The organism is Halorubrum sp. AJ67, from assembly GCF_000513435.1.
Genome location: NZ_CBVY010000002.1, coordinates 7,317 through 28,495 on the forward strand (window position 1 = coordinate 7,317; position 21,179 = coordinate 28,495).

Below are 21,179 nucleotides of genomic sequence, written 5' to 3' on the forward strand. Positions count from 1 at the left end.
GCGGAGCTGGCGGTGGTGACCGGCCGAGAGTGTCGGTCCGTCGCGACCGCGGACGCGGCCGACGTCGTCGCCGGCTACCTCCCGGTAATCGACGTGACCGCCGAGGACGTGCTACGGCGGAACCCCCGCTTCCTCACGCGCGCGAAGAGCTACGACACGTTCCTCGTCGTCGGGCCGACGATCGCGGTCCCCGACGGCGACATCGACCTTTCCGACGTGACAGTGACGACGCGCGTCAACGGCGAGATCGCGGCCGAAAACGAGGTCCGGAACATGCTGTTTCCGCCCGCCGAGATCGTCTCGTTCCACTCCGAGGTGATGACGCTGCGCCCCGGAGACCTGTTCAGCACCGGAACCCCGGGCGCGGAGCCGATCGAACCCGGCGACGAGGTGCGCGCGACCGTCGAGTCGATCGGCTCCGTGTCGGCGTCGGTGACCGGACACCGGTCGTGATCGGGTGCGCGCCCGGCGAGGGCTCGATCGCCTCGCGTCGTTGCAGTTCTGAGGGAGAAGTATATACGTCGTCGCGTTCCCGAACTCGCGTGGCTCCGTCGTTGCGAAGGGAGCCGGAGAGAGCTAATCACCGACGCAGACGGAGAATAAGGCCCTTTTCCTCGAATGTCTGCCCTTCGTTTACCGGCAGATTTATATATTCTTGTGACTAACTATACGTTAACAGACTGGCGATTCGCGGACCTCGCTGTATTTTCGTCGGGGGATCGTCGGAGCAACCCATGACAGAGACAGACACCTACAGCGGCGGCGGTACGGAGCGAGAACGACTCACGAACGCGAACGACGCCACGGACACGAATGGCGGGGACGAGAGCGGGGAGCGCACGCGAACCCGGGCGACGGAGTCGGCAACCGAGCGGTCGGAGAGCGCCGAGGAGACCACGAGCGAACGGGAGGGCGAGCGGACGACGACCTGCCCCGAGTGCGGCGGACGGCTCGCGAGCGACACGGAACACGGCGAGACGGTCTGCAGCGACTGCGGACTGGTCGTCGAGGAGGACTCGGTCGACCGCGGGCCGGAGTGGCGCGCGTTCAACTCCGGCGAGCGGGACAGCAAGTCACGCGTCGGTGCCCCGACGACGAACATGATGCACGACAAGGGGCTGTCGACGAACATCGGCTGGCAGGACAAAGACGCCTACGGCAAGTCGCTGTCCGGGCGACAGCGACGGCGGATGCAGCGGCTCCGCACGTGGAACGAGCGGTTCCGCACCCGCGACTCGAAAGAGCGCAACCTCAAGCAGGCGCTCGGCGAGATCGACCGGATGGCGAGCGCGCTCGGCCTCCCGGACAACGTCCGCGAGACCGCCTCGGTCATCTACCGCCGCGCGCTGAGCGAGAACCTCCTGCCCGGCCGCTCCATCGAGGGCGTCGCGACCGCAGCGCTGTACGCCGCCGCGAGGCAGGTGGGCAACCCCCGGAGCCTCGACGAGTTCACGGCTGTCTCGCGGGTGGAGAAGATGGAACTCACGCGGACGTACCGCTACGTCGTCCGCGAACTGGGGCTCCGCGTCCAGCCCGCGGACCCGACGAGCTACGTCCCGCGGTTCGTCTCGCGGCTCGACCTGTCGGACGAGACCGAACGTCGGGCCCGCGAACTGCTCGACGACGCCGCGAACGCGGGGATCACGAGCGGAAAGTCACCGGTCGGGCTCGCGGCCGCGGCCGTCTACGCCGCCGCGCTGCTGTCGAACGAGAAAGTGACGCAGAGTCAGGTCTCCGACGTGGCCGACGTCAGCGAGGTCACTATCCGGAACCGGTACAAGGAGCTGCTCGAGGCGAGCGGCGACGTGGCCGCCTGACGCGGCTCCCCCAGTTCCGCCACCCACGTTTTTACCGCGGCCCGCTGTAGGCGGGGACATGGTCGACGCGTTCGTCAGACTCGTCTGTCCAGAGTGTGGCAAGGAGTGGCAGGACAATCCCGCCGATCTTCAGGATCTCCGGTCCAACTTCAGCTGTTCGGCGTGTCACGCGACGCGACGGCTGACCGAGTTCATGCGGACGGAACGCGACCTCGAGGCCGTCCAGCAGTTCCAGTGACCGGTCGGGGCCGCGTCCCGACGGGTCCGGCAGTTCGATCCGGCGGTTCCCGTTCGGTAGTCCCGCGCGTGGGACCGGCGGACCGCCCTCGACCGCAGGCAACAGATTACGACGGAGCCGTGGATATCTACAAACGATCCTGAACGATTTGACGAGAACCCACTTCTCCGCCCCGCTACTCACAAAATACGTGAAGACCATGGTAACGTGGCTCAAGATAATAATATATACCTCCAGTAGCAAAGAACTGGTACTCATGAAGAAGCAGGAACTCATCCATCTTCACGGTCTCCTCGCGGAGGTACGAAAACAGTGCGAGTTCTGGGACGACGACGTTGACCTCGAAGCGTATGAGGAACTGGGCGTCAAACCGACATCGATTCACAAATCGAAGACCGACCACAAGGCCGCCGTTTTCAAGCTGACTGAGGGAATCACCGAGCCGATGGAGTCGTCCGAATCGGAGCCGCTGGCCCCGACGGCCGACTGAGACTTACTGCGTGCTGCTCCTCGCCGACCGTTCCGCTCACCGCCCAGCGTCGCGACCGCGTTCCGCGCGCCGATACTCCTTGTGTGTCGGCACTCAGTCGCCGGCGCTTTCGTCGTCCGCGGCGCGGTCGCTCTCCTCAGGGTCGATTTCGGTGACTGACAGCACCTTCAGCGGGATGTTTCGGAGGCGCTTTCCGATCTCCTTGCGCGCCACGCGGCTGGCGTGTTCGTCGCGATCGACGTTGAACACGTCCATCTGAAGCTCCAAGGCGACCAGCGCCTCGTCCGCCGCGACGAAGGCCGGGTCGAGCTGCTCGCCGCTCGGCGACGTCCGCGTCCCGGCGTCGATCTCGACGTAGTTGAGGTCCGGGTTGAGCATCTCGCCGGTCTTCGAGATAGCGATCCGGACCGCCTCGTCGACGGTCTCCACGTCGTACACCGGAACCGCGGCCTCGACGACGACTCGACAGTCCATCACGGGGAGATATACCACGCGAACGAGTATCAAACTTCGGCCGCGGCCGGGTTTCGGACGCCTCCCTCACTCGCCGCCGGCGCGGAGGTAGTAGAACACGTACGTCTGCGCGTAACCGGCGAACTCGTCGCCGAACCGCTCGCGGAGCGCCCGCGACGTCGCCGCGTAGCTCCCGCGGTCGCAGTCGGGGTAGTACTCCTCAATGGTGGTTCGGATCCAAGTGTCCAACGGCACCGCTTCGAGGAAGCCGAGCGAGAACAGCAGCACGCAGTCGGCGACCTTGTCCCCGACGCCGACGAACCGCGTGAGCGACTCGCGGGCCTCCTCATACGGCAGGTCGGCCGCCTCCCGGGGGTCCGCCTCGCCGCTCGCGACCATCTCGGCGGTGCGCTGGACGTACGGCGCGCGGTAGCCTAAGGAGAGGTCGCGGAGTTCGTCCTCCGTGCGCGCCGCTAACTGCTCGGGCGTCGGGAAGGCGCGATACGTCTCGTCGCCGAGCGCGACCGCGTCGCCGTAGGTCTCGCGGAGTCGACGTTGCATTCCGTGGATGCGGGCGACGCGCATCTGCGCCGAGCAGATGAACGAGATCAGGCAGGGAAAGACCGGGTCGCGGGTCAGCCGCATCCCCTCGTAGGCGTCGTACGCGCGCTCCAGAAGGGAGAGATCCGGCGTGGCGTCTAAGATCGCGTCGAGGTCGTCGTCGAGCCGGAGCAGGTGGGTCAAGAGGGGCTCGGCGTCGGTCGACGCCTCCCAGCGGAGCGTCCCGTCGTGGACGCCGCCCTCCTGTCGGACCCGGACCGCGACGCGCTCGTCGGTCACAGCGGGGATCGGGTCGACGACAGTCTCGTACCACGCGTCGCCGCCGTGCGCGTGAAGCTCTCCGTAGGTGTCGCCGTCCGCGCGGTTCCAGAGGTAGCTCTGTCCGCTTTCGAGCGTCGCCTGAAGGTCGAACGGTCCGGCCAAGTCGCCAACGTCGATCGCCCCGCGTTCCATCGCGTTCGGGAAGGGGACGGGCGGACATGCGGGTTTCGGTCCCGGACCGCCGCCGAGGACGGCTTTTTGTTCGCCGGACCCGTACCGCGGGTATGCCGACGTACAGGCGGACGACTCGGGTGCCGGCCCCGATCGAAGACGTGTGGGCGTTTCACTCCACGGTCGACGGACTGCGAGAACTCACTCCCGACTGGATGCGCCTCCGGATCGGCGACGTCGAGGGGCCGGACGGCTCGCCGGACCCCGAAGTCCTCGTCGCCGGGTCGACGATCGAGATGTCGCTCAGGCCGTTCGGGATCGGGCCGCGACAGCGGTGGACCTCGCGGATCACTGAGCGTGATCCCGAGGGGACGACTCCGCCCGAGCGCTCCGCCCGGTTCGTCGACGAGATGGAGGGCGGCCCGTTCCGGCGCTGGGAACACACGCACGCGTTCTACGCCGACGGCGACGAGACCCTCCTCGTCGACGCGGTCGCGTATCGGCTGCCGCTCGGACCGCTCGGGGACGCCGCCGGGCCGCCGGCGAAGATCGGCTTCGAGGGGATGTTCCGCGACCGGCACCGCCGGACGATCGAGCGGTTCTCGGAGCACTGAACGCCGTCGCAGACCGGAACTGCGGACCGAACCGCCTACAGCGACGCGGCCCGCGTCGCGTCCGCACCGAAGGTGAGTTCGAAGACGGCACCGTCGTCGTTCCGCGCCTCGATGTCCCACTCGTGCGCCTCGACGATGCGGTCGACGATCGCTAAGCCGATCCCGGAGCTGTCGGCCGACGAGACGCCCGAATCGAAGACCGTGTCGACCAGTTCGATCGGGATCCCGGGACCGTCGTCCGCGACGTACAGTCCCCTGTCGCCGCCCGCAGCGAGCGGTCCGATCTCTATCGTGACATCCCGACCGCCGTGGTCGATCGCGTTCCGGAAGAGGTTCTCGAATGCCTGCCGGAGCCGGCTCGGATCGGCCTCGACGCGGCCGATCTCGTCGGCGATCGTGAGGGTCGCGTCGGGCGCACGCACCGACTGCCACGCCTCCTCCGCGATGGCCTCGATCGGAACCGGCTCCGTGTCACCGATCGCCTCGCCGCGCCGGGCGAGCATGAGAAGGTCGTCGATCAGCGTCTCCATGCGGTCGACCGCACCGTTCATGGCCTCGTAGCGCGTCGGTGAGAGCTCCTCCTCTGAGAGGGAGAGGTATCCCGAAATCACGTTGAGCGGGTTCCTGAGGTCGTGTGACACGACGGCGCTGAACTGTTCGAGCTGTTCGGCCTGCCGTCGGAGCGCAACCCGGCGATCGTTGCGTGCGATCGTGTGCGCGACCAAATCACCGAGCGTGCGGTACAGGTCGACCTCGTCGTCCGTCCAGACGCGACAGTCGTCGGACTCGAACGCGACGATCCCGCTCAGTTCCCAGTCGACGACGAGCGGTACATGAACCGTCGCCGGCGGTCGTTCGCCCGTCTCAGCGCTCCCGTCGCCGGAAAACGCCGGTGCGGCAGACGAACGCGCGACGTTGGTGAACGTCGATAGCTGGTCTGGGTCGGGGAAGTCCTCGAACGCCCTCGGTTCCGGTTCGGATCCGTCAGGACACCAGCTGTACGCGGGCACGAATCGGCCGTTGTCCTCCCGATAGCAGACGATCCGATCGAGTTCGGCGTGTTCGCCGACGTTCTCCATCGTCCACTCGATCTTCGTGTCGACCTCGTCGGTCCGCGTACTCATCAGCGTCGTTCCGGCGTCGAGCAACACGTCCGCGAGCCGGGCGACGTCGTCGTCGCCGAGTTGAACGCGATCGGGATCCGCTCGGTTCGCAAAACACTCGACGAGCCGAGCGACATCATCGGGTCCGTCAGCGGTCGAGTCTCGCCCGCCCACCTCCACCACGTCGTCCACGTCGGCCGACAACAGGGCGCGGATCGTCGCCGTCGTCGCGTCCTCGACGAGCGCGATCACTGGTACGTTCGACGGAAGTCGCTTGAGGCGGTCCCGTACCGCCCCGTCGGTCGCGGCCGCGGCGGTGACGACTACCACACAGGTCGCGTTTAGCGGTCCCTCACCCTCGCGGTCCGCGTCGAGGTCGGCGGGGGCAAGCGCGCGAAACGTCGGGCCGTCGGTCCCCTCCCAAGCGGCGTCCACTGCGCGGGACACGCGTTCGCCAGCGCTCGCGTCGTCGCCCACGAACGCGACGACTGTTCGCCGGTCCATACCCCGTTCAATCGGTCTGCGGGCTTCAACGTTTATCCCAAAATATCGAGGGTGAAAACGCTACTCAGGATCGGCGGCCGCCGTGACGTAGATCCCGAAGAGGACGATACAGCCGCCGGAAACGGTGGCCGGCGTCGGGGCCTCTGACAGCAACGCGAACGCGAGCAGCGTCGCACCGACCGGTTCGCCGAGCAGCGAGACGGAGACGACGCTCGATTCGAGGTGTGCGAGCGCCCAGTTGAGGACGGTGTGACCGAGCAGTCCCGGTCCCACCGCCAGCCCGACGAACAGCAGCCACTCCCTGAGCGGGTAGCCGGTGAGCGGACGCCCGGCGGCGAGGACGAACGCGAGCAGCACGACCACGCAGACGCCGTACACGACCGTGACGTAGGGGATCAGCGAGATTCGCTGGCGCAGCGAACGCCCCGCCAGCACGTAGCCCGCGGCGGCGACCGCACCGGACAGCGCGAGCGCGTTCCCGTACAGGGGACGGGGACCGATCGCCACGCCGCCGAGGAGGTCGCCGAGGGACATCGACGCCATCCCGACCACGGCGACCGCGATGCCCGCGGCCATGCGACGCGTGACGCGTTCGCGCAACAGCAGCCACGCGCCGAGCGCGACGAACACCGGTTGGGCCTGAACCAGCGTCACGCTCGCCGCGACGCTCGTCCACCGGAGGCTTTCGAACCACGCCGCGAAGTGGACGGCGAGCGCGACCCCGGACAGAGCCGCGAACGCGAGGTCCCGAGACCGGATCCGCGCGAACTCCCCGCGGTACCGCCACGCGGCGACAGAGGCCAGCGGCAGCGTCGTGAACAGCACCCGGTAGAACGCGGCGACGGAGCTCGGCGCGTCGCTCAGGCGCACGAGGGTCGCCCCCGCGCTCACGGCAGCGACCGCGACCGCCAGTCCCGCACTCGGTGACACCGCCGGCTTCGAGTCCATCGGGTCTCGCGGTCGTTCGAGCGGCGGGTGCTTACGGGTTTCGAGTGACAGTTGATTCGGTCGAAAGGGGCCGCCTCCGTCGTCCGACGGACGCAGCGACGGAGACTTGACTCCTCGGCTCGAACCGCGGGCCATGTGTGCGGACACGTTCGGAGTCGGCATTCGCGTCACCGAGACGGAGCTCCGGGTCGTCGTCGGCGTCCCCTCCGACATCGACTCCGGGTGGACCGACCCCGAAACGTTCCAGTCGCTCGTGGCGGAGACGGTGTGGGAGCGCCTCGATCAACGCCGGACGTTGGAGGCCGTCGCCGCGCGATACGAGACCGGCGAGACGGCACCCCTCGGAAGCGTGACCATCGAGCCGGACGGGACGGTCATGGAGACAGACCTCGAACGCGTCGGTGCGGCGGACGACTGAAGCGATTACCGAGGCGGTGGAGCGACCGTGACGCGAGCTGCGGTTCAGTCGTCGGACGCGCCCGTCTCAACCGCGGCACCAATGGCCCACGCTCGATCCGGACGGTACGCGGTGAGATCGTATCGGGTCGGTCCCACGGTCTCGCTCCACGTGTCCAGCGCGCCGAGCGTCACCAGCCCTGATAGCGTCGCTCCGAGCGTTCGCGGCGTCGTCTCGGGATCCGTCAGCGCGGCGTGGACCTGTTTCGACTGCGGGTAGTTACGGTCGCACGCCTCAATCCCCCGTTTGGCCTCCGCCCAATGCCGGCGGACGTACCCGAAGGTCGTCGGATCCTCGCGGGAGAGCCGTTCGACCGCGACCGTCTCCGCGTCGGTACCGACGAGCGAATCGACGCGGTCACCGATCCGAGACACAACCTCGGCGGGACCCCCGCGGGCGTATCCGATCGCGATCCGGTTCGCCCGCTCCGCGAACCGTGCTACGAACCGGTCCGTGAACGCGACTGCGGAGTCGGGACCGTCGCGCGCGGCGACGGGCGCGAGGTCGTCGATTACCAGATCGACCGTCCCCGGGGGAGCGCCGTCGAGGTGGGACGCCAGGGCGTCGAGAACCCGTTCGTTCCCGGCTTCACGACCGAGTATCGTGTACGCGAGCCCCCCGTTCGCCATGACCTGCGTCGACGAGGCTGCTCCGCTTCGGGTGACATCACTCGCGTCTACCACCGCCTCCCGACTCGGCGGCCCCGCGGCCGTTCGCTGCCAACCGGTCCGCCACGCCTCGACATCGGTCCCGAACAATACCGACACCACCCGCTCTGCGGTGATTCCGTCGCGAACCGACGGACGATCCCCACAGGCCAGTCGCACCGTGGCGTCGGCGTCGTTCGGTCCGTCCATGATACGTTAGCTTCACCGACAAAACTCATAAACTTACGGATGATGCTATCAGCACTGATATGATTATCGGCGCGGCGACGGCCCGCCCGTTGCTCGCGGGCCGGTGACCGAGTACGCCGCCGCTACTCGCGGGAACGAGGCCAACACGCACTGAGTCCGGCCGCTCTCACCTGTACGTGCGACTATCGATCAGTCGTAGACGGTCGCGTGCGAGACCGCGAGCGCGCGGGCTCGCAACACATGAAAACAGCCCACGGGCAGTGTGCCCGTGGGCTGGTAGATGAGAGCAGAATGCTCTCGTATGAATGGGGAGGCGGCGACTCGTGGTTTCCAGAGGATCGCTCACTCCAGTACTTCACGATACGCTGGTGGGCTTAACTTCCGTGTTCGGAATGGGTACGGGTGTCTCCCCACCGCTTTGGCCGCCTTCATGCCGACTCTCGGATTCGAACCGAGACTCTCTCTGTCCGTCGAGACGTTAAGAGACGCCTGTGTCGGTCGTGGTTCGGTATCAACCGTGTATATCGTGCGATCCAGGTACCGCCTGAACTCATGCGAGTCGTGGCGCGTCAGCGCCAATGAATGTGGCTCGGTCTGTTAGTTCTCGTGGGCTTAACACCTCGTTGCCTCGGTGCGTACACCCCGAGTCTATCGAACTCGTCTTCTACGAGTGACCTCTGTGGTACCTCTTTTCCATGTGGGTTTCGAGCTTAGATGCGTTCAGCTCTTACCCCGTGTCGCGTGGCTACTCGGCAGCTGCCCTTCCGGACAACCGATTACACCAGTGGCGACCAAACGTAGTTCCTCTCGTACTATACGTTCGTTCACGTCAGGTACCTCACACCCCCAATAGATAGCAGCCGACCTGTCTCACGACGGTCTAAACCCAGCTCACGACCTCCTTTAATAGGCGAACAACCTCACCCTTGCCCGCTTCTGCACGGGCAGGATGGAGGGAACCGACATCGAGGTAGCAAGCCACTCGGTCGATATGTGCTCTTGCGAGTGACGACTCTGTTATCCCTAAGGTAGCTTTTCTGTCATCTACGGGTCCCATTCCGGAACCTCGTAGGTTCGCTAGACCACGCTTTCGCGTCAGCGTTCCTCGTTGGGAAGAACACTGTCAGACCATCTTGTGCTCTTGCGCTCTTCGCCGGATTCCCGACCCGGCTGAGATGATCTTCGGGCGCGCTCGATATCTTTTCGAGCGCGTACCGCCCCAGTCAAACTGCCCGGCTACCGGTGTACTCCTCCCGGAGTGAGAGTCGCAGTCACCGACGGGTAGTATTTCAATGTTGACTCGGTGGCGTGCTAGCGCACGTACCTGTGTAGCGTCTCCTACCTATGCTGCACATCGGCGACCACGTCTCAGCGACAGCCTGCAGTAAAGCTCTATAGGGTCTTCGCTTCCCCTTGGGGGTCTCCAGACTCCGCACTGGAACGTACAGTTCACCGGGTCCAACGTTGGGACAGTGGCGCTCTCGTTTATCCATTCATGCAAGCCGCTACTGAAGCGGCAAGGTACTACGCTACCTTAAGAGGGTCATAGTTACCCCCGCCGTTGACGGGTCCTTCGTCCTCTTGTACGAGGTGTTCAGATACCCGCACTGGGCAGGATTCAGTGACCGTACGAGTCCTTACGGATTTGCGGTCACCTGTGTTGTTACTAGACAGTCGGAGCGCCCGAGTCACTGCGACCTGCCTCGTCGGAGGCAGGCATCCCTTCTTCCGAAGGTACGGGACTAACTTGCCGAATTCCCTAACGTCGGTTCTCCCGACAGGCCTTGCCTTGCGCTGGCAGAGCACCTGTGTCGGATCTCGGTACGGACACTATGCTTGCCTTTTCACGGGCCCTATGTACGGCTGACTTTCGCTGTTTCGCGTTTCGCTCGCTTCGTACCGTGACGGTTTCCACGAGTTTCCACGATTCGACCGGGCGAGTGCCCGGCTCAGCGTTCCACACGGCGTCGGCGTTTACTGCATAGCGGCGCTGGAATATTAACCAGCTTCCCGTCGGTGTAGTCAAGTTGTGGTACACCTTAGGACCGGCTAACCCTCGGCTGAACGGCAGTGCCGAGGAACCCTTGCTCTTCAGGCCGTCGAGGGTCTCACCCGACTATCGCTGCTACTGTGACCAGGATTGTCGTTACTGGACGGTCCACACGAGCTCTCGCCCGGGCTTCCGTCCGACCAGTACGCCAACCTACACGGTTGCCTTGTGACAGGCACGGCCAGGTCTCGGTGGTAGATTTGAGCCCCGATCATTTTGGGCGCCTCAAACCTCGGCCGGTAAGCTGTTACGCTTTTCTTAGCGGGTAGCTGCTTCTAAGCTCACCTCCCGGCTGTTTAGGGCTTGAGACCACCTTCGAATCGCACTTAATCTACACTTTGGGACCTTAACCCGGCTCTGGGTTGTTCCCCTCACGGTACACAGGCTTACCCCGCGCACCGGACTCCCTTCGTCTACAGCGCCTGCGGGTTTGGAGTTCGACAGGATGGCCGACTCCTCTCGGAGGCGGGTCATCCAATCGGTAGCTCTACCCCGCGGGCTACCTCGGAAGAGGTCATGCTTCGACATGTTTCGGTTGGAACCAGCTGTTGCCAGGCTCGATGGGCCTTTCACCCCTACACACGAGTCACGAGAGGGTATTGTAGAACACCAACTCTAACAGGCCTCCACGTGGCTTTCGCCACGCTTCACCTTGCTCGCGCGTAGATCGCCTGGTTTCGGGTCGCACCCAATTGACTCCCCGCGCTTGAACACGGTGGCCCTCGCACGAATGTGCTGCGGCCGTATCGGTTTCCCTGCGCCTTCCCCGGTTCACGGGTTAGACTCGCCAATCAAGTGCACTCCCTGGGTCGTTTTTCAAAACGCACGACACGACGCCGGCTCGTCTCTCTTCCTACTAGAGAATCGCTTCTCGGTCGTTTTGAGAGACGCCTTGTACGCCCTATCGCTCGATCGCCAGCTGATTTCAGGCCCTATTGCACCGCCCTTTTCGGGGTGCTTTTCAGCGTTCGCTCACGCTACTTGTTCGCTATCGGTCTCGAGGAGTGTTTAGCCTTCTCAGGGGATGCCTGAGGTGTTCACAGAGGATATCCGACCCCTGCTACTCTGGATTTGACGCCATCCGTACTGACTCATCTTACGGGGTTGTCACCCTGTTTCACGCTCCGTTCCAGGAGACTTCAGATGAGTTGTCGAGATTTGGTTGTCAACCCGAACACCACATTGGTCCGAAGGACCTTCGGTTTGGGCTGTGTCGCGTTTACTCGCGGTTACTGACGACATCGCGTTTGCGTTCTTTTCCTGCCCTTACTGAGATGTTTCAATTCAGGGCGTTCCCTATTGCGCGTGGCAATTGTTGAACGGATTCCGATTGGGAGATCTCGTGTTCTTTCCCTCCATGCGGGTCCCACGAGCTTTTCGCAGCTTGGCACGTCCGTCGTCGGCTCTCGAGCCGAGCCATTCACCAGCTGGCACAGTAGCCAGTAGTGTGTCAGCCAACTCTCAGAAGAGAGTGCTGACGGTGTCAGAAATACTCGTCAGAGTATTCCGACTGTATATGGTTCACTGACGTTCCACGAACTCGGATGAGTTCAGTGGACGTCTGGATCGCACGTATACACGGTTGTCATCGAATCGCCCCGGGTGTGTGCGGGGCGTTCGTCGAACCCTTCCCATCCGCGGTTTCCCGGGATGGTGCATCGGTCGTCGTGTTCAATCCGAGTCGCGTCTCCCACTTAAGGGGACGGATTTGGACTGAACGGACATGGACTCACTGGGATTCGAACCCAGGGCATCCTCCTTGCAAGGGAGGCACTCTACCGCTGAGCTATGAGCCCACCTTCCCTGTGGGGAAGGTCTGTCTCGCGTGTTGTGTGGGCCGTGGTCGTTCTAGGGTGTCCAAGCCGGTGGGTGGACGGACGTACACAGACTAGTGCGAATGAGTAGTGACCGTTCTGGTGAACGGTCGTAAGGTGAGCCTCCCGTGTGGGAGGTCTCGGGTCGGTGGAGGTGATCCAGCCGCAGATTCCCCTACGGCTACCTTGTTACGACTTAAGCCCCCTTGCGAAGCCCAGATTCGACGTGCGTGGCACGCCTCATCCGGACCTCACTCGGGTGCTTTGACGGGCGGTGTGTTGGCAAGGAGCAGGGACGTATTCACCGCGCGCTTGTGACACGCGATTACTACCGAATCCAGCTTCATGTGGGCGAGTTGCAGCCCACAATCCGAACTACGATCGAGTTTCTGAGATTACCGTCTCCTTTCGGAGTTGGAACCCTTTGTCTCGACCATTGTAGCCCGCGTGTTGCCCAGCACATTCGGGGCATACTGACCTACCGTTGCCCGTTCCTTCCTCCGTGTTAGCCACGGCGGTCCTCCTACTGTCCCCAGCTACCTCGCGGTACTGCTGGCAAGTAAGGATGCGGGTCTCGCTCGTTGCCTGACTTAACAGGACGCCTCACGGTACGAGCTGACGGCGGCCATGCACCTCCTCTCTGAACCTCGGATAAGGTCATCAACCTGGTCGTCATTAGTACAGTCGATGCTGGTGAGATGTCCGGCGTTGAGTCCAATTAAACCGCAGGCTCCTCCGGTTGTAGTGCTCCCCCGCCAATTCCTTTAAGTTTCATCCTTGCGGACGTACTTCCCAGGCGGTCTGCTTAGCGGCTTCCCTGCGGCACAGCACCCACTCGTAGTGGGAGCCACACCTAGCAGACATTGTTTACGGCCAGGACTACCCGGGTATCTAATCCGGTTCGAGACCCTGGCTTTCGTCCCTCACTGTCGGATCCGTTCTCGCGACGTGCTTTCGCCATCGGCGGTCCGTCCAGGATTACGGGATTTCACTCCTACCCCGGACGTACCCGTCGCGCCTTCCGGTCCCAAGCCACGCAGTTTCTACCGGGCGTCCACCTGTTGGGCAGGTGGATTTCCCGATGGACTTGCGTGGCCAGCTACGGACGCTTTAGGCCCAATAAGATCGGCCATCACTTGGGCTGCCGGTATTACCGCGGCGGCTGGCACCGGTCTTGCCCAGCCCTTATTCTGGTACCGCCTTAGGGTACCGAAAAGCACAGGCGCTATGCCTGTGCACTTGGGATCCCCCTATCGCACTGTCGTGCAGTGTAAAGGTTTCGCGCCTGCTGCGCCCCGTAGGGCCCGGAATCTTGTCTCAGATTCCGTCTCTGGGTTCTCACTCTCATGACCCATACCGATTATTGGCACGGTGGGCCGTTACCCCACCGTCTACCTAATCGGCCGCAGCCACATCCTTCGGCGCCGGAGCGTTTGGCATACCACTCATTCCAGTGGTGGTATGGTATGTACTATTAGCCTCAGTTTCCCGAGGGTATTGTACTCCGAAGGGTAGTTTGGCCACGTGTTACTGAGCTATTCGCCACGAGTATGAACTCGTACGACTAGCATGGCTAAATCGGATCCCAATAGCAATGGCCTCCGGCAGGATCAACCGGAATGAGTATCCTTCGAGCCTGATTCCCGGCTCGAAGGGGGTGTTGGCGGGTGTCAATCTCGTTGGAGACGAGAGTTGACACACCATTGCATTGGTCTGTGTGGTGTCCGGTTCCAGCCAGCGGCTTGGATGGCACCGAACGACCACGGCTCACATCAGATCGCCGCTTACGCCGGAGCGCAGGGGGCGCGATCCTCATCGGGTGAGTCGGACAAGCCGACTCTGCGAAACCGGGCCGAATTGAACGGCCCGAGTCCGCGGTGCGTTCTTCGCGTATTGACCGAACGGGCTTATACACTTAAGCACGTCGGAACGCTTTCGACCGGCCGCGTCTGCGGCCGACCGGTGCCCCCACGTCGGGGGCTCCTCGCATTTCTTCGAATGCCCGGGTTGTATTTAACCCCGTCGAACTATCTGCGCCACGTCATGCGATTTCATGGAACGGTTCGCGGGAGACCGATCGGTCGAGACGCGATAGTATCGAGGTGAAACTATGTCAGTCGGGAGGTCACGTGAACGAGAGTCAGGGATATATTTCTCCAAAATTTGTCATATGTTCGGGACAGGATTTCTGGCTCGTCACGCGAGTCTGCGATCGAACATCGTATCCCAGTGATAGCCGGTCGTTTATACCACGGGCGTTTATAAGGGAGGGGGCCACATATAAAAGCGAACGATGACGAACCCTGCAGACTCGATCGAGATTCAAAACGTTGTTGCATCGACGGGTATCGGTCAGGAGCTCGATTTGGAGGCGCTCGCGGAGGACCTCCCGGGCGCGGATTTCAACCCCGACAACTTCCCCGGCCTCGTGTACCGGACCCAAGAGCCGAAGGCGGCTGCACTCATCTTCCGTTCGGGCAAGATCGTCTGCACGGGCGCGAAGAGCATCGACGACGTCCACGAGGCGCTCGGCATTATCTTCGAGAAGCTCCGGGGCCTCCAGATCCCCGTCGAAGACGACCCGGAGATCACCGTTCAGAACATCGTGTCGAGCGCGGATCTCGGGCACAACCTCAACCTCAACGCCCTCGCGATTGGTCTCGGTCTCGAGGACGTGGAGTACGAGCCGGAGCAGTTCCCCGGACTCGTCTACCGGATGGATGAGCCCGAGGTCGTCATTCTCCTCTTCGGGAGCGGAAAGATCGTCATCACGGGCGGCAAACGCACCGATGACGCGGAGGAGGCGGTCGAAGAGATCGTCGAACGTATCGAAGGACTCGGGCTGCTCGGCTGACGCGGTCCCGCATCGATCGGTCTGTTCGGAAGCCCTTGTTTCAATAAGGCCGACGGAGCGTTGGGGGGCTGAATCCGGGTTGTACGGCCCGATTACGCGTCCGCGTCTTCGGTGAGTACCTCTTTCACGACGCTCGGATCCTCCAGAAGCTGGTGTTTCGTGTAGCTGCCCTCGGCGCTGCCGCCGCTGTGTTTCGACTGTTCGATGATGTCTAGGAACGCGTGTTCCTTCAAGAGGTCGCGGACACGCCGGAGCGAGAGGCTGTCAGAACCCTCCTGTCGACAGATGTTCTCGTATATCTCGTACACCCGGCTCGTTCGGAACCCGTCCTGCCGGCCGTTCGAGAGCGACAACAGCGCAAGCGCCTGGAGGACGTACCGTGAGTGCGGCGTGGATCCGCGGATGAGCTCTCGGAACCGGTCGGTCTCCGCTCGCTCGCGCGCCTGCGTGACGAACTCCTCGCGGACCGTGGGTTCACCGTTCGCCTGAGCGATCTCGCCAGCGTACCGGAGGATGTCGATCGCCTTCCGGGCGTCGCCGTGTTCGCGTGCGGCGAGCGCAGCGGCACGGGGGATCGTCGACGGTTCGAGGACATCGTCGTGGAAGGCGTCCGCGCGCGCCTGCATGATTTCCCGGAGTTGATTCGCGTCGTACGGCGGGAAGACGAACTCGCGTTCACACAGGCTCGATTTGACCCGTTCGTCCATCCGGTCTTTGTACTGGATCTTGTTGCTGATCCCGACAACACCGAGCTTACAGTCGGTGATCTTTCCGGCCTCGCCGGCGCGGGACAGCTGCATCAGGATGGCGTCGTCGTCGAGTTTATCGATCTCGTCGAGGAGGATCAAGACCACGTCGTATCGCTGATCGAGGATTCGCCAGAGGCGCTTGTAGTACGTGGACGTCGAGAGCCCTTTGTCGGGAACGTTGATACCGGTCTCCTCGGGGTCGTTGACACCCTCGGCGATGGTCTGGACCGCCTGCGTTTCCGTAGTGTCTTGGGCGCAATCGACGTAGGCGAACGTCGCCGTGACGCCCTCCTCGCTGGCTGTCGAAACGAGCCGCTTCGAGACGTACTTCGCACACAGCGATTTGCCGGTGCCCGTCTTCCCGTAGATGAGCACGTTGCTCGGACTCTGCCCGAAGATGGCCGGGTTGACCGCCGTCGCCAGGTCGGCTATCTCGTCATCTCGACCGACGATACGCCCCTCGCCCGGGAGGTGGCTGATCTCGAGGAGTTCCTTGTTCGCGAAGATGGGGTCCTCTCTCGTGAAGAGGTCGTCCGCTGCGTCCATGAGGGAGACACCGCGTTTCCGGTGAAATGCGTTCCGTTTTCGTCACCGCGCGGAGAGAGCAGTCCAAGCGTTGATTGGTGTTTGAGACACACACCGTGTTTCCGGTGAAATGGAGGATAGGGGTGTGGGTCGGGGATAGGGGTGTGGGTCGGGGATAGGGGTGTGGATCGGGATAGAAGCGTGGATGAGGAATCGTGAGGATCGGTTTCAACATGAATGAAAATCTACAGTCGCAATCGGAGAGTAGAGAAAACAGCGGTCAGAGGAGGGAAAAACAGCAATCAGAGAGCGAGATGAGCATCAATCGGAGGACCGAAACGGCAGTAGCGTGAGAGCGTCAACCCGTCGTATTTCACCGGAAATGAGGTGTACGACGAGGGCGTCCCGTTCCATCGGGGGGAGACCGCGTTTCCAGTGAAATACCGGACCGACTCCTAGTGAGCCGTTGACGACTCCACTTGACGAGCGCTACTCCGGATTAGGTAATAAATCCTGTTGTTCTGTATTAGACACAAAGGGATCTTAGCGTCATACCGACATCCTACTCACACCCATCTGACCCCCAATTTCACCGGAAACACGGTGTGTCTCTCCGAGCAAAAACGAGCTCGACCGTTGCGCAAACTACCGTTCGAGGGAGTCTCGGACCTCGTACCGCACGCCGTCTTCGCGGAGTCGCGTCGTATGTCGGGAGAGTTCGTCGGTCGATACGAGCAACAGCACGTTCAGCCCGCGGAGGGCGGCCTGCGAGACGCCCGTTGCCGACCCGAACCGGACGTCCGGCCGGAGGCCGGTTCGGGTCGCGAGCGCGTACGCCTCCGTCCCGCCGACCGCAATCAAGTCCGCCGCCGCGGCGCGGTCCGTAATGACGTCGGAGGACGGGGGATCCCCTTCTGTCACCGCCGGGACCGGAACGACCGTCACCACGCCCGGGTCGTACTCCACGACGCCCTCGAACTCGGTGACGCCAACCGCCTCCCCCGCCTCGCCACCGGTGACGACGACGGCGGTCGCCGACCCGCCCTCGGGAACAGCGTGTAACACGCCGTCGCGCATCACGAGGCCGACCTCGTCGCCCTCCTCGACCGCGTCGGCCGCGACGGCAGCGTCGACGTCGACGCTTCCCAAGACGTCGTCAGACACCCGAGAGACGAACTCCGAGAGGGCATCGGTCCGCGTGATGATCCAGTCGACACCCTCCTTCGTCACCTCGTACCGACCCCGACCGCGCTTCTCCACGTACCCGCCGTCGACTAAGTCCCTGACGTAGTCGCTCACGGCCTGTGAGGTCACGCCGATGACGTCCGCGATCTCCTCTTGGCTCACGGCGGGTTGTCGCGCCGCGATCTCGACGAGAACTCGGTATCGAGTCGCATCGCGCCGGTTGTCGAGCACTCGCGGTGCGGTCGCCTCGCCCGGATCCTCGCTCGGTTCCATACCAATATTGTCGTAGTTGGAAACAAGTAAATTTGGTGTACGGCCACCCCGTGACGAAACGAGACCGCGAGTCTCGAACCTCCGTTCCGGTTGTGCGTGAAAACGAAGAAACTCGAAACGGAATCGGCCGCAGCCACTCACGTGTCCCGCAGACACATGCGATTCCGGTGCGGACGCGACGTGGCTACTCTCGCACGGACGCGATACCCCTACTCTCGCACGGACGCGATACCCCTACTCTCGCACGGACGCGATACCCCTACTCTCGCACGGACGCGATACCCCTACTCTCGCACGGACGCGACGCGGCTACTCCTGTGCGTCCACGACGGCGACGCTGGCGAGGTTGACGATGTCTTTCACCTCGTCGCCGCGCTGGAGCACGTGGACCGGCTGGTCCATGCCGACGAGCATCGGTCCGATGGCCTCGGCACCGCCGAGGCGCTGAAGCAGTTTGTACCCGATGTTCCCGGCTTCGAGGTTCGGGAACACGAGGACGTTCGCCGCGTCGTCGAGTTCGGAAAACTCGTAGGTCCCGTTGAGGATGTCGTCGACGACTGCGGTGTCGGCCTGCATCTCTCCGTCGACGGGGAAGTTGACGCCATCATCCGACTGGAGGATGTTCACCGCGTCCCGCGGCTTCCGCGTCCCCTCGTTGTCGACGCTGCCGAAGTTGGAGTACGACAGCATCGCCGCGCGCGGTTCGACGTTGAACCGTCGCGCGAGGTCGGCGGTGTGGCGCGTCACCTCCGCCAGCGTCTCTGCGTCCGGGTCCTGGTTGACCGTCGTGTCGGCACAGAAGATGACCCGGTTCTTGAACGTCAGCATGTAGACGCCGGCGACGGTATCCGTGTCCTCGGCCGATCCGACGATCTGAAGCGGTGGGCGAAGCGCCGACGGGTAGTGGTGCGTGAGTCCGGTGAGCATCGCGTCGACGTCGCCGGTCTCCACCATGACGCTGCCGAGGTAGTTGGTGTCCCGCTCGACCAGATCGTCCGCCTCGCGTTTCGTGATCCCCTTGCGCTTGCGGAGTTCGTACAGCCGCTCGCCGTACCCGGAGACGTCTCGGTTGTCGGGGTCGACGACCTCGGGCTGGAACGAGAGACCGAGCTCGGCCGCGGTCCGCGAGATGGTGTCGGCGTCGCCGAGCAACACCGGCTCCGCGATCCCCTGCTCGGAGAGCTGATAGGCCGCGCGGATCATCTTCTCGTCGGTGCCCTCGGCGAGCGCGATCCGCTTCGGATCGCTCTTCGCTTTGTTCAACACGACCCGCATCATTTCCCGGGACTTCCCTAAGCGGGCTTCGAGCCGCTCGCGGTACTGCTCCAGATCGATCTCGGTCCGCGCCGATCCGGACTCCATCGCGGCCTCCGCGACGCGCGGAGCCAACTCGAACAACACCCGAGGATCGAGCGGCTTCGGGATGACGTAGTCGGGACCGAACTGGAGGGGGTCGTCGCCGTACGCCTTCACGACCGCGTCCGGGACGTCCTTGCGCGCGAGGTCGGCGAGCGCCTCCGCGGCGGCCGCCTTCATCTCCTCGTTGATCTCCGTCGCGCGCACGTCGAGCGCGCCCCGGAACAGGAAGGGGAACCCGAGAACGTTGTTCACCATGTTCGGGTAGTCCGAGCGCCCCGTCGCCATGATCACCGTGTCGTCGCGGGCGTCCTTCGCGTCCTCGTAGGTGATCTCCGGGTCGGGGTTCGCCATCGCGAAGATGATCGGGTCGGCGGCCATCGACCGAACCATCTCCTGTGAGACGATTCCGCCGACGGAGAGACCGACGAACACGTCGGCACCCTCCATGGCGTCGGCGAGGTCGCCGCCCTCGACCGGACTGGCGAACTGGCTCTTGTACTCGTTGACGTCGCCCGCCTCGACGCGCTCCTCGGTGATGATGCCGGAGGAGTCACACATCGTGATGTTCTCCTCGCGCGCGCCGAGCGAGACGTAGAACCGGGCCGTCGCGATGGCGGACGCGCCGGCACCGGAGAAGACGATGTCGAGCTCGGAGAGCTCCTTGTCGGAGATATCGACCGCGTTCATCAGCGCCGCGCCGGAGATGATCGCGGTGCCGTGCTGGTCGTCGTGGAACACCGGCACGTCCATCTCCTCCCGGAGCCGCTCCTCGATTTTGAAGCACTCAGGGGCCTTGATGTCCTCTAAGTTGATCCCGCCGAACGTTGGCTCCATCGCCTTCACCGCCTCGCAGAACGGATCGACGGAGTCGATGTCGAGTTCGATGTCGAACACGTCGATGTCGGCGAAGCGCTTGAACAGCACGCCTTTCCCCTCCATGACGGGCTTCGACGCGGACGCGCCGATGTCCCCGAGCCCGAGGACGGCGGACCCGTTGGACACGACGGCGACGAGGTTCCCCTTCGCCGTGTACTCGAAGACCGACTCGGGGTCGGCCGCGATGTCGCGGCACGGGGCCGCGACTCCCGGCGAGTAGGCTAACGAGAGGTCTCGCTGCGTGTTCGTGGGTTTCGTCGTCTCGATCGCGATCTTTCCGGGCGGGTCCTGTCGGTGGTACTCCCGCGCGTCATCATCCAGTCCCATATCTCCCTCCATTCATGAACGGAGTAAAAAGGTATCCGATGGTGTCGAATATACGATTCGACGTTCGACGATACGATCAACCCCCAACGCCCGGCTCTCACTCCTCACTCGCCGCCGATTCCGGGGGCAGCGGTGCCGACCCCGGGTCAATGCCGGCGAGCGTCGAGACCTCGAAGGCGATCAGGTACGTCCGCGCCACCAGTCGGACCGGAAGCGCGAGGGCCACCGTGGCGGCGACCGCACAGACCAGCACCGCGACGAGGACGACCCCACCCGCGGTCGTCCCGACCAGTGCCCCGAGTCCACCGAGCGGAACCGCTGCGAACACCAGCGCGACGAGGGCGACCACGCCGACGACACCGCCCGCAAAGGCGATCGCGACGGCCTGAACGAATCCGACGCCGGCCGCGACGACCGCGTGGACCGCGAGGTAGGCGACAACGTCGAGCGGCGATCCGCGGACCGACGACCACACCCGACGCCACCCGGCGAGGACGCCCGTCTCGCGGGCGACCATCGTCGGCGAGACGAGTTCGAACGTGAGACGGCTCCCGAGGACGCAGACCGCCGCGAATACGACGCAGAACGCGCCGAGCGCCGCGGTCCCGACCGTCGACAGGCCGGAGAGACCGCCCGTCGAAACGCCGAACAGCCGGGTCGGCTCGGAGTCGGCGGCGACAGCGAACGCGACGG

15 protein-coding genes, 1 tRNA gene, 3 rRNA genes and 1 pseudogene are annotated in these 21,179 nt (G+C 63.9%); 7 read left to right on the forward strand and 13 right to left on the reverse strand.

What is annotated here, in order from left to right:
* From BN903_RS02220 to BN903_RS02235, 4 genes are all read left to right on the forward strand, one after another.
* Positions 1 to 453 (forward strand): fumarylacetoacetate hydrolase family protein (locus tag BN903_RS02220; RefSeq protein WP_048076200.1); only part of this gene is annotated, 453 nt, incomplete at its 5' end.
* 281 nt (positions 454 to 734) lie between these two features.
* The gene (locus BN903_RS02225) at positions 735 to 1,817 is read left to right on the forward strand and encodes a transcription initiation factor IIB family protein (RefSeq protein WP_048076201.1); all 1,083 of its coding nucleotides are present in this window, start codon (positions 735 to 737) and stop codon (positions 1,815 to 1,817) included.
* A 58-nt stretch (positions 1,818 to 1,875) separates the two neighbouring features.
* Positions 1,876 to 2,055: a hypothetical protein gene (locus BN903_RS02230; protein ID WP_048076202.1), complete on the forward strand. Its 180-nt coding sequence runs from the start codon at positions 1,876 to 1,878 to the stop codon at positions 2,053 to 2,055.
* A 256-nt stretch (positions 2,056 to 2,311) separates the two neighbouring features.
* On the forward strand, positions 2,312 to 2,545 hold the full coding sequence (locus BN903_RS02235) for a UPF0058 family protein (protein ID WP_004598519.1): 234 nt from the start codon (positions 2,312 to 2,314) through the stop codon (positions 2,543 to 2,545).
* Positions 2,546 to 2,638: 93 nt separating this feature from the next.
* Here the strand turns inward: BN903_RS02235 and BN903_RS02240 are convergent, their stop codons facing one another.
* Both BN903_RS02240 and BN903_RS02245 read right to left on the reverse strand, forming a co-directional pair.
* A complete protein-coding gene (locus tag BN903_RS02240; RefSeq protein ID WP_048076203.1) occupies positions 2,639 to 3,019 on the reverse strand; it encodes a DUF555 domain-containing protein in 381 nt (126 codons plus the stop codon).
* 66 nt (positions 3,020 to 3,085) lie between these two features.
* Positions 3,086 to 4,012, reverse strand: coding sequence for a DNA-3-methyladenine glycosylase (locus BN903_RS02245; RefSeq protein WP_048076204.1), 927 nt, complete (start codon positions 4,010 to 4,012; stop codon positions 3,086 to 3,088).
* A 92-nt stretch (positions 4,013 to 4,104) separates the two neighbouring features.
* Here BN903_RS02245 and BN903_RS02250 point away from each other — a divergent pair, with 92 nt between their 5' ends.
* Entirely contained in the window at positions 4,105 to 4,605 is a 501-nt protein-coding gene (locus BN903_RS02250) for an SRPBCC family protein (RefSeq protein WP_048076205.1), read from the forward strand.
* A gap of 35 nt (positions 4,606 to 4,640) precedes the next feature.
* Here the strand turns inward: BN903_RS02250 and BN903_RS02255 are convergent, their stop codons facing one another.
* Both BN903_RS02255 and BN903_RS02260 read right to left on the reverse strand, forming a co-directional pair.
* On the reverse strand, positions 4,641 to 6,212 hold the full coding sequence (locus BN903_RS02255; RefSeq protein ID WP_048076206.1) for a HAMP domain-containing sensor histidine kinase: 1,572 nt from the start codon (positions 6,210 to 6,212) through the stop codon (positions 4,641 to 4,643).
* A 60-nt stretch (positions 6,213 to 6,272) separates the two neighbouring features.
* Positions 6,273 to 7,160: a DMT family transporter gene (locus tag BN903_RS02260; protein WP_048076207.1), complete on the reverse strand. Its 888-nt coding sequence runs from the start codon at positions 7,158 to 7,160 to the stop codon at positions 6,273 to 6,275.
* Between the two features lie 133 nt (positions 7,161 to 7,293).
* Between BN903_RS02260 and BN903_RS02265 the strand changes: the two genes are divergently transcribed.
* Positions 7,294 to 7,578 carry a hypothetical protein gene (locus tag BN903_RS02265; protein ID WP_048076208.1) on the forward strand — a complete coding sequence of 95 codons (285 nt, stop codon included), beginning with the start codon at positions 7,294 to 7,296 and terminating at the stop codon, positions 7,576 to 7,578.
* 44 nt (positions 7,579 to 7,622) lie between these two features.
* Here BN903_RS02265 and BN903_RS02270 read toward each other — a convergent pair whose 3' ends face one another.
* From BN903_RS02270 to BN903_RS02290, 5 genes are all read right to left on the reverse strand, one after another.
* Positions 7,623 to 8,474, reverse strand: coding sequence for a hypothetical protein (locus BN903_RS02270; protein WP_195155686.1), 852 nt, complete (start codon positions 8,472 to 8,474; stop codon positions 7,623 to 7,625).
* A gap of 308 nt (positions 8,475 to 8,782) precedes the next feature.
* Positions 8,783 to 8,904, reverse strand: a 5S ribosomal RNA gene (rrf, locus tag BN903_RS02275).
* A 147-nt stretch (positions 8,905 to 9,051) separates the two neighbouring features.
* Positions 9,052 to 11,972 (reverse strand): 23S ribosomal RNA (locus tag BN903_RS02280).
* A gap of 276 nt (positions 11,973 to 12,248) precedes the next feature.
* Positions 12,249 to 12,320, reverse strand: a tRNA-Ala gene (locus tag BN903_RS02285).
* 167 nt (positions 12,321 to 12,487) lie between these two features.
* Positions 12,488 to 13,959 (reverse strand): 16S ribosomal RNA (locus BN903_RS02290).
* Together the 16S, 23S and 5S rRNA genes with 1 tRNA gene alongside form the textbook arrangement of a ribosomal RNA operon.
* Positions 13,960 to 14,631: 672 nt before the next feature.
* Between BN903_RS02290 and BN903_RS02295 the strand changes: the two genes are divergently transcribed.
* Positions 14,632 to 15,192 (forward strand): TATA-box-binding protein, encoded by a 561-nt coding sequence (locus tag BN903_RS02295; RefSeq protein WP_004046033.1) that lies wholly within the window; start codon positions 14,632 to 14,634, stop codon positions 15,190 to 15,192.
* Between the two features lie 92 nt (positions 15,193 to 15,284).
* On the opposite strand, the gene BN903_RS02300 is transcribed toward BN903_RS02295, so the two are convergent.
* From BN903_RS02300 to BN903_RS02315, 4 genes and pseudogenes are all read right to left on the reverse strand, one after another.
* On the reverse strand, positions 15,285 to 16,487 hold the full coding sequence (locus BN903_RS02300; protein WP_048076209.1) for a Cdc6/Cdc18 family protein: 1,203 nt from the start codon (positions 16,485 to 16,487) through the stop codon (positions 15,285 to 15,287).
* A 624-nt stretch (positions 16,488 to 17,111) separates the two neighbouring features.
* Positions 17,112 to 17,924 (reverse strand): MarR family transcriptional regulator, encoded by an 813-nt coding sequence (locus BN903_RS02305; RefSeq protein ID WP_048076210.1) that lies wholly within the window; start codon positions 17,922 to 17,924, stop codon positions 17,112 to 17,114.
* 309 nt (positions 17,925 to 18,233) lie between these two features.
* Positions 18,234 to 20,486, reverse strand: a complete 2,253-nt coding sequence (locus tag BN903_RS02310; protein ID WP_048076211.1) for an NADP-dependent malic enzyme — start codon at positions 20,484 to 20,486, stop codon at positions 18,234 to 18,236.
* Positions 20,487 to 20,583: 97 nt separating this feature from the next.
* A pseudogene (locus tag BN903_RS02315) lies at positions 20,584 to 21,179 on the reverse strand (hypothetical protein); the annotation flags it as partial.